The sequence below is a fragment of the Shewanella zhuhaiensis genome, from assembly GCF_022484835.1.
In the GTDB taxonomy this organism is placed as follows: Bacteria; Pseudomonadota; Gammaproteobacteria; order Enterobacterales; family Shewanellaceae; genus Shewanella; species Shewanella khirikhana.
Genome location: NZ_JAKUDL010000003.1, coordinates 217,099 through 231,536, shown reverse-complemented (window position 1 = coordinate 231,536; position 14,438 = coordinate 217,099). Strand labels below are relative to the sequence as shown.

16 protein-coding genes are annotated in these 14,438 nt (G+C 55.4%); 6 read left to right on the top strand and 10 right to left on the bottom strand.

The window, feature by feature from the left end; all coding sequences use genetic code 11:
• Positions 1-56: 56 nt before the first annotated feature.
• The 6 genes from MJ923_RS10615 to MJ923_RS10595 all read right to left on the bottom strand — a co-directional run bounded on the left by MJ923_RS10615 (position 57) and on the right by MJ923_RS10595 (position 5,384).
• The gene (locus MJ923_RS10615) at positions 57-1,271 is read right to left on the bottom strand and encodes an FtsX-like permease family protein (RefSeq protein ID WP_240591059.1); all 1,215 of its coding nucleotides are present in this window, start codon (positions 1,269-1,271) and stop codon (positions 57-59) included.
• A 9-nt stretch (positions 1,272-1,280) separates the two neighbouring features.
• Positions 1,281-2,573, bottom strand: coding sequence for an ABC transporter permease (locus MJ923_RS10610; RefSeq protein ID WP_240591058.1), 1,293 nt, complete (start codon positions 2,571-2,573; stop codon positions 1,281-1,283).
• Between the two features lie 9 nt (positions 2,574-2,582).
• The gene (locus tag MJ923_RS10605; protein WP_126168044.1) at positions 2,583-3,275 is read right to left on the bottom strand and encodes an ABC transporter ATP-binding protein; all 693 of its coding nucleotides are present in this window, start codon (positions 3,273-3,275) and stop codon (positions 2,583-2,585) included.
• A 24-nt stretch (positions 3,276-3,299) separates the two neighbouring features.
• Positions 3,300-3,434: a hypothetical protein gene (locus tag MJ923_RS20790; RefSeq protein WP_276313058.1), complete on the bottom strand. Its 135-nt coding sequence runs from the start codon at positions 3,432-3,434 to the stop codon at positions 3,300-3,302.
• Complete coding sequence (locus MJ923_RS10600) at positions 3,434-4,687, bottom strand: efflux RND transporter periplasmic adaptor subunit (RefSeq protein ID WP_240591057.1); 1,254 nt, start codon at positions 4,685-4,687, stop codon at positions 3,434-3,436. The genes MJ923_RS20790 and MJ923_RS10600 overlap by 1 nt, the downstream gene beginning before the upstream one ends.
• Before the next feature lie 313 nt (positions 4,688-5,000).
• On the bottom strand, positions 5,001-5,384 hold the full coding sequence (locus tag MJ923_RS10595) for an MAPEG family protein (protein ID WP_240591056.1): 384 nt from the start codon (positions 5,382-5,384) through the stop codon (positions 5,001-5,003).
• Positions 5,385-5,478: 94 nt separating this feature from the next.
• On the opposite strand from MJ923_RS10595, the gene MJ923_RS10590 reads away from it, so the two are divergent.
• A complete protein-coding gene (locus tag MJ923_RS10590) occupies positions 5,479-6,126 on the top strand; it encodes an esterase/lipase family protein (protein ID WP_240591055.1) in 648 nt (215 codons plus the stop codon).
• A gap of 101 nt (positions 6,127-6,227) precedes the next feature.
• Here the strand turns inward: MJ923_RS10590 and MJ923_RS10585 are convergent, their stop codons facing one another.
• Entirely contained in the window at positions 6,228-7,367 is a 1,140-nt protein-coding gene (locus MJ923_RS10585) for a linear amide C-N hydrolase (RefSeq protein ID WP_240591054.1), read from the bottom strand.
• A gap of 353 nt (positions 7,368-7,720) precedes the next feature.
• Here MJ923_RS10585 and MJ923_RS10580 point away from each other — a divergent pair, with 353 nt between their 5' ends.
• The 3 genes from MJ923_RS10580 (at position 7,721) to MJ923_RS10570 (ending at position 10,490) form a co-directional block, all read left to right on the top strand.
• Positions 7,721-8,650: an AraC family transcriptional regulator gene (locus MJ923_RS10580; protein WP_240591053.1), complete on the top strand. Its 930-nt coding sequence runs from the start codon at positions 7,721-7,723 to the stop codon at positions 8,648-8,650.
• A 96-nt stretch (positions 8,651-8,746) separates the two neighbouring features.
• Positions 8,747-9,604 carry a nuclear transport factor 2 family protein gene (locus MJ923_RS10575; RefSeq protein WP_240591052.1) on the top strand — a complete coding sequence of 286 codons (858 nt, stop codon included), beginning with the start codon at positions 8,747-8,749 and terminating at the stop codon, positions 9,602-9,604.
• Positions 9,605-9,677: 73 nt separating this feature from the next.
• Positions 9,678-10,490, top strand: coding sequence for a DODA-type extradiol aromatic ring-opening family dioxygenase (locus MJ923_RS10570; protein WP_240591051.1), 813 nt, complete (start codon positions 9,678-9,680; stop codon positions 10,488-10,490).
• A gap of 97 nt (positions 10,491-10,587) precedes the next feature.
• Here the strand turns inward: MJ923_RS10570 and MJ923_RS10565 are convergent, their stop codons facing one another.
• The gene (locus MJ923_RS10565) at positions 10,588-11,406 is read right to left on the bottom strand and encodes a cobalamin-binding protein (protein WP_240591050.1); all 819 of its coding nucleotides are present in this window, start codon (positions 11,404-11,406) and stop codon (positions 10,588-10,590) included.
• Between the two features lie 154 nt (positions 11,407-11,560).
• Between MJ923_RS10565 and pyrC the strand changes: the two genes are divergently transcribed.
• Both pyrC and MJ923_RS10555 read left to right on the top strand, forming a co-directional pair.
• A complete protein-coding gene (pyrC, locus tag MJ923_RS10560) occupies positions 11,561-12,586 on the top strand; it encodes a dihydroorotase (protein ID WP_240591049.1) in 1,026 nt (341 codons plus the stop codon).
• A 197-nt stretch (positions 12,587-12,783) separates the two neighbouring features.
• Positions 12,784-13,182, top strand: a complete 399-nt coding sequence (locus MJ923_RS10555; RefSeq protein ID WP_240591048.1) for a hypothetical protein — start codon at positions 12,784-12,786, stop codon at positions 13,180-13,182.
• Between the two features lie 82 nt (positions 13,183-13,264).
• Here MJ923_RS10555 and MJ923_RS10550 read toward each other — a convergent pair whose 3' ends face one another.
• Both MJ923_RS10550 and MJ923_RS10545 read right to left on the bottom strand, forming a co-directional pair.
• Entirely contained in the window at positions 13,265-13,471 is a 207-nt protein-coding gene (locus MJ923_RS10550; protein WP_126168055.1) for a type II toxin-antitoxin system antitoxin, read from the bottom strand.
• Between the two features lie 7 nt (positions 13,472-13,478).
• Positions 13,479-14,321, bottom strand: a complete 843-nt coding sequence (locus MJ923_RS10545) for an SPFH domain-containing protein (protein WP_338092233.1) — start codon at positions 14,319-14,321, stop codon at positions 13,479-13,481.
• Between the last annotated feature and the right edge of the window lie 117 nt (positions 14,322-14,438).

Here is a 14,438-nt window from a genome sequence, read left to right as displayed (position 1 = left end):
AATTTTGCTAAACCTTAACTTAAGGGCCCGCAATTTGCGAGCCCTCGTTAGACAGCTTATACGCTTCGGGTGGCGATGGATGGGGAGATTGCCGCCGCCTTTCTGGCCGGGATAATCACCGCAACTGTCGTTACCAAAAACAGCAGCGCCACTGTCATCGCCGGATATTGCCAGGCCAGGGCATCCAGGCTGAAAAACGCCATCAGCTGACGGCTGAGTTCAAAAGCCAGCAGCGAGCCTATCAGAGCGCCAGCCGCCAACAGCAGATAGTTTTCGGTCAGGAACCAGCCCAGAATATTGCCACGGGTGGCCCCAAGCGCCCGACGGGTGCCGATTTGCTTGGTGCGCCGCTCGATATTGAACATCACCATGCCCGACAGCCCCAGCGCGGTAATGCCCAGCAACAGCACTATCATGGCCCCGAGCACAAAGGCCATCATGGCGTGTTGCGCATAAGCCCGTTCGCGGTATTCGGCGATGCTTCTGAAGGAAAACAGCACCCGGCGAGGGTCATCCTTGTGCAGCGCTTCCTTAATGGCTTCCCGCAGATAAGAGTGATCCACCGCATCGGCGCGCACCACTATGGTGTTGAACTGCCCGCCGCCATTCATATTGACGTTCACCATCACGCTGTTTTCGATGTCGTCATTATTCACCCAGGCGCCCTGGAGTTTCTCAACCACACCGACAATAGTGAATACCTTGCTGCCCTCATACACCCGCTTGCCGATGGGGCTTTCATCACCAAAGGCTTCCTTGGCATAGGTTTTGGTGACCAGTACCTCACGGGGCACCTCAGTATCATCCAGGCCCTGAGCGATACGACCGGGCAGGAAGTTGCGCCCCTCAATCAGCTTGAGACCAAAAGCATCCACCAGGTATTCATCGCCCATATAAACCGCCATCCCAGGCAAACTTTTGGCGGTTTCAGGGTCGGGGCCATCATTAAAGCCCGACATCCAACCGCTGCTGCCAAGCGGCAGCATGTTGGCCGGTGCCACAGCTTTCACTCCGGGCAGGCCACGCAATATCTCCATATCGCGCTGGCTGCGGGCCATTAAATCCATGCCCTCGCCATAGTTGTACAACTTGAAGGTGAGCACCTCAGATTCGGCGACACCAGAGGAGCGCTCCATCAGGCCCAGACGCTGATGAATGATAAAGGCCGCATTGGCCACTATGGCTACTGACAGAATAATTTGCAGCAGCAGCAGGATCGGCGCGCTGCGGCTTCGCAGCATGGCGCTCAAAATAGGTTTAATCGCAGTCATGGCCGCTCCTTATTGGCTCTTGAGATACACGCTGGGTTTGGTTCGACAAATCACCCATGCCGGATACATACCCGCCAACATGGCCGAACTGATGGCAATAGCGGGGGCAATAAACCAGATGCTGGGGTCAAGATTATCCATGCCATCCAACAGAAACCTTTTGCTCAGGTATTGCAGAGCCACCCAGGCCCACAGCAACCCCAGGGCGCCGCCCAAGGCCCCTATCATGCCGACTTCCACCATATGCTGAGCAAAGATATGGCCCTTGCTGGCACCAATGGCGCGGCGCACACCCACCTCGGGTGCCCGCTTAAGGAACTTACTCAGCATCAGGCCAAGGATATTCACCAGACACACCAGCAAAAACAGCAGGCTAAGGCCAATCAGAATTTTGTTGTCTTCGGGAACAACCTTGTTGTCGATAAGGTGCCGGGCCACATCATTGAGCCTCACCCAGGAGGTACGACTCTTGTCGGTAAAGCGACCCAGTTGCTGCTGGCTGTCAACGTAGCCATCAAGGAAGTTGCGGTAGTTTTCGCGCTCGGCCGGGGTATCGAGCTCGGCCCAGAACTGCACCCAGGTTTTCTCTTGGGTAAACAGGCTGCCCTCTTCGTATTTCCAGCCACTGATATTGCCCCAGGGATCGTATTTTTCCTGCGCCAGCAGCGAGAAGGGAATAAACACTACTTCGGTTTCGTCGGTGGGGCCGTTATGCAGATCGTAGAACTTGGGCAATACCTGCCAATCGTCAATCACCCCAACAATTCGAAAGGGTTTGTCGTTGAGGAACACCACCTCACCGACACTGTTACTGCCGTTAAACAGCCGGTCGTTGACTTTCTTGGCTATCACCACCACGTTGGCCGGTTCAGTATCCACACTGGCATCCCAGGCGCCGCCAAACAGGAAAGGCACCGAGAACATGGCAAAGAAGTCGCGGTCGGTTACCCGCACATCTTCCAGCTTGGGCTCGATATCAGGATTCGACGAGGTCAACGCCAGCCCGGTGCGGATCATGGCCGTTTTGCGCGGCGCCGCATCTGACTTACGCAGGTTCATGGCGTCCTGATAGGTCAGATTGACCACGAACTCATCCCAGGTGTCCGGTCCCTGGCTCCACAGGTTTACCGAATAGAGCTTATCGCTGCGATCCCCGGCGGGGTTGTTCGCCATCAGCTGATGCACATTGAGGGTCATGATGGTAATGCCAATGCCAATAGAGATAGCCATCACCATCAGCAGCGACATCATCGGTGTCTTGCGGATAGAGCGCCAGGCGAGATCCAAATAATGACTGAACATAGCGCCCCCTTAACCGTTAACCACGGCGCGGCCGCTGAGGAAATCGCACACCTGACCATCGACAATCTGAATATTGCGCTCGGCGCGGCGGGCCAGCTCGCCATCGTGGGTCACCATGATAATGGTGGTGCCCTTGCGGTTAATGTCTTCCAGCAGCTCCATCACCTGACGCGCCATCAGCGAATCCAGGTTACCCGTGGGTTCGTCCGCCAGCAGAAAACGCGGCTTACCGGCCAGCGCCCGGGCAATAGCCACCCGCTGCTGCTGACCACCGGAAAGCTGAGATGGCAGATGGCTTTGGCGCGCGGCCAGCCCCACCTGGGATAACGCCTCTTCAACCCGGCGTTTCCGCTCGGCGCCATTAAAGCCACGATAGCGCAGTGGCAGCTCGACGTTTTCCGCCAGGTTCAAATCGGGGATAAGGTTAAAGCCCTGAAAAATAAAGCCAATCTTATGATTTCTCACCTTGGCTGCGCCGCTGTCACTCAGGTTCGCCACATTCTCACCGTCGAGCCAATATTCGCCACCGGAAGCATTCTCCAGCAACCCGGCAATGTTCAGAAAGGTGGTTTTACCCGAACCTGAGGGGCCGGTCACCGCCACAAATTCCCCTTCATTCACCTGCAGGTTAAAGTCGCGCAGGGCGTGGGTTTCCACCAGATCGGTACGAAAGAGTTTGTTGATATTTTTCATGCTTAACATGGTGTTATTCCTTTTCTTTGTGGCTTAACGCAGCAGCCAGAGTCCAAATTCGTTAAATTCAATCATCCCAAAAGCCAGTCCCTGAATAAGCAGCGATATACCCAGCACCAGGCCGCTCAGTGCAAACTCGGGGACATGTTTCATCAGTCTGTAATTCATCAGTAAAGCCTTACCCGCTCAGCTTTTTTCAGCCCTTCTGCGCCGGAAATCACCCACTCATCACCTTCATTGGCCCCATCGATAATCTGCACATGGCTGACACTGCGGGCGCCGAGCTTGATAGGGGTGCGGCTGGCGCTGTCCCCTTCGACCCGGTACACCTGACCGGATGGGTCGGTCACAAAGCTGCCACGGCGCACCATCAGCACATTTTCCAAATTTTCCAGCAGGATACGGGCTGACAGGCGCTGATTCTGACGCAGCTTAAGCCCCTGTGCATCCTTAAAACGTACCCGGGTCAGCACCTGGCCGCCCTGCACTTCGGGCGAGATGGAGGAAAGCACACCGGCCGCCTTGTCGCCGCCCAAATCCAGCTCCACTTCCATCCCCAACCCCAGTTCGTCGGCGTAGGATTCAGACACCGCCAGCTCGGCTTCAAAGGCGCTGAGATCCACCACAGTCAGGATTGCCTGACCACGGGCGAGGCGGGCCTTTTGTTCGGTAAGCCAGTTGCCGATGATGCCGTCCACCGGCGCCTTGATATCCAGCGCAGTCACCTGACGGCGCAGATCTTCCACCAGCAGCTGCTGACGCTTATGTTCCAACTGTTTGTTTTTAAGCTCGAAAGCCAAAGTGTCTCGCATCAACGCCACTTCCTGCTCGGCGTGGGCATAGTTGAGCTTGGCTTTTTTGAAATCGTCTTTGGTCTTTTCAAAGTCGATGCGACTGATAAGGTCTTTCTGGATCAGAATGTCGCCACGGCGGCTTTCGCGCTCGGCGGCTTCCAGCTCGACCCGGGCGGTGTCCAGCACCTGCTGGGCACTGAGCTGCTGACGCCGGGCATCGAGCATGGCGCGCTCCACATCACCGCTGAGGGCGTCGAGACGGGCCTGCTCCTGAGCCAGGTTGCTGGTCAGCAGCGGACTGTCGATGACGGCAACACGCTGACCTTTTGTCACGGCATCGCCAGGACGGGCTTCCAGGGTCACCATGCCTTCTTCGGGGGTGTAGAGAATAGGCGCATTGGCGGCGACAATCTTGCCATTGGCGATGATGTCCCGCACCAGGGTGCCGCGAGTCACAGTGGCGGTGACCAGGTCGCTGCGCTTGGCCGAATGGGCGGCGCCATCCACGTTGCCCATGGCCCACACCGCAGCCACGGCGGCAAGCGCTATGCCGCCAAGCGTCCATACGAGGCGTTTATGTCGTTTCGGTGCCAGCACCTTATCCTGTCCACTGGTGTCCCTGATCATCGCTTCCATCCCCGACCGATGTGTCCGGTCATGTAATTTGCTGATTTGATAGACCAGTTAATTCAAGTGACATGCCAACTTTAAAATTCACATTTATTCAATAGATTAGAGCAGAATCTCGGGCCAGTGTTTTGTCCGCGGACACCCAAAAGTGTCCGTTTCACAGAAATGTGTCCGCTTTGCAGCAGTGTCCGGACAATGGCGACACGCCCCAGAGCGACAGTAACTCCCCACAATGGGCTGAACGATTTCTCTCGGGACAGATAGCAAAAAGCCGCTGATTGACAGCGGCTTACAGTGGTGAAGCCTTTACTTAAAACGCCTGTGCCAACAGGGTAAAGCTGGCAATAATGCCCACAAACCAGAGGCTTGAGCGCAGCTTGTCGGTATCGTAAAGATAGGCCAGCTGATAACCAACCCGGGCAACTACATGCACCACAGCGGCAGTTTCGGCCGTTCCATTGACCTTATCAGTGGCCAGCACAGCCAGAACTGCCAAGCCAAAAATCAGCAAAGACTCAAAGGCATTCTGGTGAGCCGCCAGCGCCCGGGCACCAAAGCCTTCGAGCTTCGCCTGCTGGCTGCGGGGATGGTGGTTATCGTAGCCACCCATTTTGGCCATGGCGACGGCCACAGGCCCCTTGGCCAGATAAGGCAACAACATGGCAATCATGAGGCAGGTGAGCAAAATGGTCATAATCAGCTTCCCGATAGTAAATAGATGGACGAATATTCATTTGTGTTTTTGGGTATTTAGCCAGCTAATGGGGTGATGCACAAGGGAGACTGAGATGGAAAAACTGCACGCCATTTTTATCCATGGCCTGGGTCGGACGCCGCTGTCGGGCTTGCCACTGCTGCTGACATTGCGGCGGGCCGGTATTCAGTGTCATGTTATCGCATACCTTGCCGCCACCGAGTCGGTCGAAAGCATTACCGGGCGGCTTGCCCGAAAAATCAATGCATTGGGGCCTGATACGCCCTATGTACTTATCGGCCACTCCCTCGGCGGCGTGATAAGCCGCTACCTGCTGACAGGCCCTGCGCCGCCAGCCAACCTGCCACAAAAACTCTTTTTACTGGGCTCACCGGTTAACCCCGCAAGACTGGCGGTTAGCCTTAAGCATGGTGCACTGTTCAGGTTTTTCAGTGGTGATGCAGGTCAGCTGCTTGGCAGCGGTGACAGAATGGCCGCCATAGGTGCACCCAGTGCGCTCTTGGGTGTTCCCTGCTGCGCCTTTATTGGCGTAAAGGGCATCAGTAACAAAGCCATAGCACCCTTTTATGGCGAAAGTAACGATGGCGTGGTGGCATTCAGCGAAGTTACCGCCCCCTGGCTGACGCAGGACGACCGCTGTGAACTGGTGAAGGTGCCGCTGCCCCATATCCTGCTGCCCGCCAGTAGCGCCATCGGCAAGGCGATACTCTTGAGGATTTAGTGCAAGGCTTTAGCGCCAGGCTTTGCTATCAAAACCCACGGATATAAAAAAGCCCGGAACGGCCAACATGCTCAGCTCCGGGCAAGGCAAACTGGTGAAACTCAGCTCTTCGGTGGAATAAGCTTCTCAATATCCTGAGTTTTCTCACGATCCAGCGGCAGCCGCACAACCGCTCTGGCATCGAAATCGAGATTGTTGAAATCCAGCTCACGCACCCGCCGGTTATGCATGGTGTGATAGTGCATAACCAGATTTTTGGTGTCGTAAGCGGTGGTCCAGATGGTAGAGCTGCGCATGCCTTGCTGATTCACTTCCCCACCGCCCTCTGCCGCCGCGGTGCCCACGGTCAGGTTAAAGTTATCCAGCACCCGGAACGCTTCATACAGGGTCTCATCACCGTCGGCTGTTTTGCGGGCTGTGTTGGCATAGGCGGCAGCCCGCAAGAAGCGAGAGGGTGACGTCAGGTCGCCCGGCAAGCCATACAGCCTGGCGCCAGCGCCAAACTTGATCGACTTGATGTCCTTGGCGTGGCGATGCGGCAGCGGCTCATCCAGATTGACGTAGTTGAGCAGATTGTTCATGTGCCAGTCGTAATTGGGGCCGTTGGTCACTACACCTAACGGCGCCTCGTGCACTGTGGTAACGCCCTTGGTAAACTCCACCACAATCGCCTTACCGCGGGGATCGGTGAGGAAAATGTGCACTGGCGGCACGCCACCAATGGCATCCACATAGACGCCTACCACGTGGATTTTCTCAAGTACGGCACGCACTTCGTCTGTGTTTGAGAAGTTGCTCAAAAGATAGGGCGCCAGTGCCAGAATCGGCACTGAATCACTGGCTTTGGCCGGATCGTATTTGGCGTACTCCGCAAAGCCCTCATGATAGAAAAGGTTGGCAGTCAAACCTTTTTCGTTCATGCCATCGATAAACAGGTCTTTATTGAGCGCATCCACGCCCACCAGACCGTATTTGGTTTTCCACGACATGCCTTTCTTGCCATCTGGCAGCTCAGTATTGATTTGATAGCCCCGTGGCACAATGGCGATACGTGAGTTCAAATCAAAGGTACCCCACTCCTCGGTGCGGGCAAAGATAACGGCGCCATCCTCGGCTATCAGAGTGACACCGGTACAGGCTGTGGCGCTTTGAATGGGGGCTGAGGCGGCAAAAACCACTGCAACAGCGGCGCACAGGGCCTTAAGTTGAGGTTTCCATTTGGCATGCAAAGCTGTACTCATAATCCATTCTCCGTATTAACACTCCAGCGTCAGCCGAGCGGTATGGCGTAAGATAACCAATTGACTTTACGGTGAATAAATCGCGAAGCCCAATAGTCTGAAAGTACGAAGCCACAGGAACAGTGACCTGGATTGCAAAAAAGGCCGTGCCATCACCGACTAAGGATTGATGTGCTTGAGCGCCAACAGCCGACGCAATCGAAGAGGGCCGGGCAAAGACACAGTAACGCCGGTATCAGCCACGAAGCAGAATTTGGTTTAATGGCAACGGGATGCAACAATCAGTTGATGCAAAGCCAATGCAGGCCTAAATCCATGACCCGAAAGCCTCTTGCTACTAATCGGACAGCCCCATGATGACCCACTCAGCTTCCGCTCAAACCGATACCATTCCCGAGGTTTGGTTCAGTGCGCCTTCGCTGCCGGAGCTTGGGTTTGAAATCATGCCCCTTGAGCACCTTTACCAGCGGGCATTGGCAGCACCGGTTGACTTTGCCGCCCAGCCGCACCGGATCCAGTTTTACAATATGCTGCTGATTACCTCGGGCTCTGGCGAGCACTTCATTGATTTTCAGCGCTATCCGGTCAGCTCGGGCTCATTGGTGCTTATCAATCAGGGCCAGGTACACGCATTCGATACCCAAAATCGGCCACAGGGATTTTTGCTGCTGTTTACCAAAGCCTTTCTGGACGATGTGCTTAACCGCATCGACGTGCAACTGTTTGCGCCAAGCCAGTTTGTGATGAGCTATCAGCCCAGCTTTTGCCTGTCGAGCGACACCTGCCACGCCATGGAGCAGCTGATTGTTGCAGTGGTGTCAGAGTTTGGCCGACGCGCTCCCAATCCCACCTTTTTGAAGGTGCTGTTTGCAGCGCTGTTAACCAAGGCGAGCGAAGCAAGGCCCGAACTTAAGCACCATAAGCTGGCGCATCATCACGGCATACTGTTCGAGCGCTTTGTACATATGCTGCAAAAAGCGCTGACAAATACCAGCGCCGGTAATACTCCTCTAAGTGCCACCTCCGGCGCCCACCAATATGCCGACAAACTGGGGACCAGCTATAAAACCCTTAACCTTATCTGCAAAGCGGCAACCGGTAAAACTGCCAAGCAACTGATTGATGAACATCGTATTTTGGAAGCGAAACTCAGGCTCAGAGTCGATACGTTACAGGTTCAGCAGTTGGCGGGCTTGCTTGGTTTTGATGAGCCAAGCAACTTCGTCAAATACTTTAAAAAGCATACAGGCATGACTCCGAATCAGTTCAGGCATACGGAATAAGGTTCGATTTTTACCATTTTCACTCCGGTTCTGACCTGCATTGCTGCCGCCAAAGCGGCGATGCTATCCCCCTGTCGAAATAACCGGGTCAACACCATGAAAATGTCATCCATCACCACTTTGTTTGCTGCCATGATTTTGGGCGGTAGCGCTATTGCTGCACCCCAGGGGGAATCCACCAAGCCTCTATCCAACCGTGAAAAAGCCGTTGCCCTGCTGAACGCCATTGAAACTGGCGACCAGCATGCCGTGGGCTATATCAACGCCCAGAGTTACACCCAACACAACCTGGCGGTAGCCGATGGCGTGGCGGGTTTTACTGCCCTGCTGGCACAATTGCCCCCAGGCAGCGCCAGGGTAAATGTGGTGCGAGCCTTCGAGGACGGTGACTTTGTTTTTACCCACACCGACTACGACTTTTTCGGCCCCGAAGTCGGCTTCGATCTGTTCCGCTTTGAAAACGGCAAAATTGTCGAACACTGGGACAACCTGGCACAGAAAACGGCGCCCAACCCCAGTGGCCGCACCCAACTTGATGGTCCAACCGCCGCCACCTCCCTGGAGCTGACTGCAGCCAACAAAGCCCTGGTGGCTCAGTTTGTCGAGCAGGTGCTGGTGCAAGGTCATTACGACCAACTGGACCAGTTTATCGAGGGTGAAAATTACCATCAGCACAACAGCGTGATTGCCGATGGACTCTCGGGCCTTGCCAATGCCATTGAGGCCATGCAGGCTCAGGGCGTCACCATGAGTTATACCAAGGTGCACAAGGTACTGGGAGAAGGGAATTTCGTGCTGACCATCAGCGAAGGCGACTTTGCCGGTAAGCCAACTTCTTACTACGATTTATTCCGGGTTGAAGAGAACAAAATTGTCGAGCACTGGGACGTGATTGAGCAGATCCCACCAAGCTCAGAATGGAAAAACGCCAACGGCAAGTTTGGCAACCTGTAATCCGAACCTGGCAGCGAACCGCCAAGAATGGTTCGCTGCTTTGACTGACAACAGCAAGGCAACAGATAACGCCATGAATACCAGCACCCTTAACGCCACGACTGCGCCCGTGCTTTTTATCCCCCATGGTGGTGGGCCCTTGCCACTGCTTGGCGATCCGGGGCATCAGGAATTGGTGGCCTTTCTCAAAGCCCTGCCCGCCAGTTTTCCCAAGCCTGACGCCATCCTGGTAATAAGCGCCCATTGGGAAGAAAGCCAGCCGACGATTACCGGCGCCGAGCAGCCCGGACTGATTTATGACTACTACGGCTTTGCGCCTGAGAGCTATCAGATACGTTATCCGGCTCCCGGCCAGCCGGTGCTGGCGCGGCGGATAAAGGGGCTACTGGCAGAAGCTGGCATAGCCGCCCATATTGATAATGAGCGCGGCTTTGACCATGGCCTGTTTGTGCCGCTGGCATTGATGTACCCAGAGGCCAATATTCCCTGCGTGCAGCTGTCACTGGTGAAAGGGCTAAGCCCTGCGCAGCACATCGCCATCGGCAAGGCGCTCGCAGCGCTGAAAAACGACAATGTGCTTATTCTTGGCTCAGGTTTTTCATTCCACAACCTGCGTGAGTTTCGAAATGGTGCCAGCCAAGACCCGCTGAATCTTGCCTTCGAAGACTGGCTTGCCGGTTGCCTGCTGGACACAAATACCGATGCGACCGCCAAAGCATCGGCGCTTATCCACTGGCAGCAAGCCCCGGGGGCGCTGTATTGCCATCCCAGAGAAGAGCATCTGTTACCGCTGCACCTGTGTTTCGGCGCCGCAGGCGATGCCCCCGCCCGTCAAATCTTCGATGGGCATATCCTTGGCAAGAAGAGCTCCGGCTGGCGGTGGTGACTGATGGTTGGCGAAGCTAATCCACTGCATGAAAACAAAAAGGCGACCTGCGGGTCGCCTTTTTGTTTGATTAATCACCCAGCGTGAGGAGCGACTATCAGCGCGCCTTATCGAGCGCAGCGCACAGTGCTTCCACGCCATCGATGGCTCTGGGGCCAGCGCGGTGCAGCAGATCGGCATTAAGCTCATAAATCTGCCCTTTGGCTACCGCCGGGATTTCGGGCCAGCGGCTCCAGTCGATGCCATTTACGTTGCCTTCGTCCTGGCTTCGTAAAATCACCTCGGGCTTTTTCAGCAGCACCGACTCCACACTCACCTGGGGATAATCACCGCTGGCATCCAAAAACAGATTCTCGCCGTTGCAAACATCAATGATTTGCTCAATCCAGCTGCCCTTGCCGACGGTCATCAGCGGCTGAGACCACAGCTGGTAAAAGAGCCGAACCTTGGGTTTGCTGCGATTGGCAAGCCGCAGCGCCGCCAGATCGGCACGGTAATCCGCCGCCACAGTGCGAGCCTTGGCCTGGGTGCCGGTAAGTTCGCCCAGCGTCAGCAGCTCCTGGGCCACCGCATCCAGGGTTTTGGGATTGCTGGCAAACAGCTTAAAACCGAATTTTTTCAGCATTTCAATATCTTCAGCGCGATTCCCGCCATCCCATGTCACAATCAAATCCGGCTTGAGCTCCAATACCCGCTCCATCTGAATACCGTAGTAACCGCCAATGCGCGGGATAAGCTTGGCCTGCTCCGGGTAGTCGGCATGATCCGTGGTAGCCACAATGCGATCGCCGGCGCCAATGGCATACAGCATCTCCACCGCATGGGGCGACAAGGCGATGATCCGCTCGGCGTCCGCCTGGGAATACAGGGGAATAAAGGCAAACAGAAGTGCTAATTTAGACAGGATTTTCAACATCTTTTCCTTGTTGGAACCGCTCCGTAGTCGAGGCCCGACTATATCCCAAACCCGGCTTGGGGCAAAGCCCGACCAGGGGATAACGTCGGCTTTCCTTGCCCTTTGAGCCCGCGAAATTTAAAATCTGCCCACCCTCACAGCAGAAGATACCCCTATGACCCAAATTAGCCTCACCCGCCCCGATGACTGGCACATTCACCTGCGCGATGGCGACTCCCTTGCCGATACAGTGCGCGACGCCGGTCGTTACATGGGCCGTGCCATTGTGATGCCCAATCTGGTGCCACCGGTGACTACCACCGAGGCCGCCATTGCCTACTACGAGCGCATCAAGGCCCACAGCACCACCGCCTTCGAGCCACTGATGGTGCTGTATCTCACCGACAAAACCAGCCCGGACGAAATCCGCGCCGCCAAGGCCTCCGGCAAAGTGGTTGCAGCCAAGCTTTACCCAGCCGGTGCCACCACCAACTCCGATTCCGGCGTAACCGATGTCAACAACATCCGTGACGTGCTCAAGACCATGGAAGAAGAAGGCCTGCTGCTGTTGGTTCACGGTGAAGTTACTGATTCTGCTATCGATATTTTCGACCGTGAGCGCATCTTTATTGAAAACATCCTCGCCAAAGTGGTCGCCGACTTCCCCGGCCTCAAGATTGTGCTTGAGCACATCACCACCAAGGATGCAGTGGATTTCGTGATGTCAGCCGGTGACAACGTGGCCGCCACCATCACCGCCCATCACCTGCTGTATAACCGCAATCACATGCTGGCAGGTGGCATTCGTCCGCACTTTTACTGCCTGCCCATTCTGAAGCGCAATACCCACCAGCAAGCGCTGCTGGCGGCCGCCACCAGTGGCAGCAAGAAGTTCTTCCTCGGTACCGACTCTGCGCCCCACGCCAAGGATAAAAAAGAAGCCTCCTGTGGCTGCGCCGGTTCTTACACCGCCCATGCCGCGCTGGAGCTGTATGCCGAAGCCTTTGAGGCCGAAGGTGCACTGGACAAGCTGGAAGCCTTTGCCAGCTTCAATGGCCCTGACTTCTACGGTCTGCCACGCAATGCCGACAGCGTGACCCTGGTGAAAAGCCCCTGGCAGGTACCGGAATCTTACCCGCTGGGCGGCGGCACTGTGGTGCCAATCCGCGCCGGTGAAACCATCGGCTGGAAAGTCGAATAAGGGTGAATAATCCGCTAAAGCCGCCTCCGGGCGGCTTTATTTTTGGCAAATGTGAGGCAACACAGGAATTAACTCACAATCCGGCAGCAAATGTATGCCGGGGTCAGCTAAGGTTCAGCTCGGTCTGCTAATCTGCCGTCGATCGAATTCGGCAGCACATCTTCCCCCGCACGCTGTCCACATGAGCGAGGTACATCATGAGACTGATCCTGACTGCGATACTTTCCTTAAGCCTGCTTGGCGCTTGCACCAGCAAGCCGGTACACGATCTGGACGATCAGCTGGTGCCCGTTGCCGTGACCGGCAACCGCCTGAGCCTGGACTCGGTAGAGCACAGTATTCTGGATGCCAGCCGCAAGCGTGGCTGGATTGCCCGGGTAGTCGAGCCAGGTCTTATTGAGGCGCAAATTTCGGTGCGCAGCCATGGCGCCAATGTGCTTATTCCCTTCAGTGAAGACAGCTACTCCATTCACTACAAAGACAGTGAAAACCTCAACTTTGATGACGGCAGCATTCACCGCAACTACAACAAGTGGGTGAACAACCTCTCGAAAACCATTCGTCAGGAGCTGCTGCAAAAGAGCCGTCAGCTCTAAGTAGCGCCCATCCAGGCACAGAGGTGGCCGGGCGATAAAAAAGGAAGCCATAGGCTTCCTTTTTCAGTCCGGGCACTGTGGTTTAGCTGTTATCAGCGCCGTCTTCGCTGTCCTGAACCACTTCAGTCACCACTTTTTGTACCAGCTTCACCCGGCCGCTTTTCACCAGCGCATCCCGCAGCACATATTCAATCTGGGCATTGAGACTGCGAAGCTCATCGTCCGACCAACGCTGCATGGCTGCCAGTACATCGCTGCTTATCCGCAAGGGGTAGGCTTTCTTACTCATAGGCGCCTCAGTACAGGCTGCCGGTATTGACCACAGGCTGGGTACTCTTGTCGCCGCACAGCACCACCAGCAGGTTGCTGACCATCACCGCCTTGCGCTCTTCATCCAGCTCAACCACATTCTGGGCCTTGAGGCGCTCCAACGCCATTTCCACCATGCCTACGGCGCCTTCAACAATTTTGGCTCGGGCGGCGATAATCGCGGTGGCCTGCTGACGCTGCAGCATGGCGCTGGCAATTTCCTGGGCATAAGCAAGGTGGCTGATGCGTGCCTCATGCACTGTGACACCGGCGCGGCCCAAACGATCCTGAATTTCCTGCTTAAGCTTGTCGGCAATCTCCTGCGGATGGCTTCGCAGCGCCACTTCGCTCTCATCCTGTGGGTCGTAGGCATAGCTGCTGGCCATGTTACGCAGCGCCGCCTCGCTCTGGATGGACACATAGCTTTCGTAATCGTCCACTTCGAATACGGCTTCAGCGCTGTCGGTCACAGACCAAACCACAATGGTGGCAATCTCAATCGGATTACCCAGGTTATCGTTGACCTTGATTTTGGCACTCTCGAAGTTACGGATCCGCAGCGAGATAGTGCGCTTGGCAAATAACGGGATAGTCCACTGCAAACCGGTCGCTCGCACCGAGCCCACGTAGCTGCCAAACAGCGTCAGCACCTTGGCCTGATTGGGCTGAACCATAAAGAAGCCCGGCCAGCACAGGCCTGTCAGCACATTGCCGAGGATCCCAAGCGGCTCATAACCACTCACAATCACAAACAAAAAGCAAAGGTGCAATGCCACCAATACCGTAAACACCAGATAACCGTTGATTGAAAATCCGCGTTTTTCCTGAATCATAATCCACCCCCAATTGATATCACTTTGATATCAAATTAGCAGAAGCGAACAAAAGATCAACAGCTTTTGACATAAAATGTCAAAATAGAATTCCCGCATCTGCAGAGAACTTAC

Bases quoted from the DNA above. Each gene is read 5' to 3' on its own strand.
- MJ923_RS10615 (WP_240591059.1), bottom strand. From the start codon at position 1,271: ATGACTGCGATTAAACCTATTTTGAGCGCCATGCTGCGAAGCCGCAGC.
- MJ923_RS10610 (WP_240591058.1), bottom strand. From the start codon at position 2,573: ATGTTCAGTCATTATTTGGATCTCGCCTGGCGCTCTATCCGCAAGACA.
- MJ923_RS10605 (WP_126168044.1), bottom strand. From the start codon at position 3,275: ATGTTAAGCATGAAAAATATCAACAAACTCTTTCGTACCGATCTGGTG.
- MJ923_RS20790 (WP_276313058.1), bottom strand. From the start codon at position 3,434: ATGAATTACAGACTGATGAAACATGTCCCCGAGTTTGCACTGAGCGGC.
- MJ923_RS10600 (WP_240591057.1), bottom strand. From the start codon at position 4,687: ATGATCAGGGACACCAGTGGACAGGATAAGGTGCTGGCACCGAAACGA.
- MJ923_RS10595 (WP_240591056.1), bottom strand. From the start codon at position 5,384: ATGACCATTTTGCTCACCTGCCTCATGATTGCCATGTTGTTGCCTTAT.
- MJ923_RS10590 (WP_240591055.1), top strand. From the start codon at position 5,479: ATGGAAAAACTGCACGCCATTTTTATCCATGGCCTGGGTCGGACGCCG.
- MJ923_RS10585 (WP_240591054.1), bottom strand. From the start codon at position 7,367: ATGAGTACAGCTTTGCATGCCAAATGGAAACCTCAACTTAAGGCCCTG.
- MJ923_RS10580 (WP_240591053.1), top strand. From the start codon at position 7,721: ATGATGACCCACTCAGCTTCCGCTCAAACCGATACCATTCCCGAGGTT.
- MJ923_RS10575 (WP_240591052.1), top strand. From the start codon at position 8,747: ATGAAAATGTCATCCATCACCACTTTGTTTGCTGCCATGATTTTGGGC.
- MJ923_RS10570 (WP_240591051.1), top strand. From the start codon at position 9,678: ATGAATACCAGCACCCTTAACGCCACGACTGCGCCCGTGCTTTTTATC.
- MJ923_RS10565 (WP_240591050.1), bottom strand. From the start codon at position 11,406: ATGTTGAAAATCCTGTCTAAATTAGCACTTCTGTTTGCCTTTATTCCC.
- pyrC (WP_240591049.1), top strand. From the start codon at position 11,561: ATGACCCAAATTAGCCTCACCCGCCCCGATGACTGGCACATTCACCTG.
- MJ923_RS10555 (WP_240591048.1), top strand. From the start codon at position 12,784: ATGAGACTGATCCTGACTGCGATACTTTCCTTAAGCCTGCTTGGCGCT.
- MJ923_RS10550 (WP_126168055.1), bottom strand. From the start codon at position 13,471: ATGAGTAAGAAAGCCTACCCCTTGCGGATAAGCAGCGATGTACTGGCA.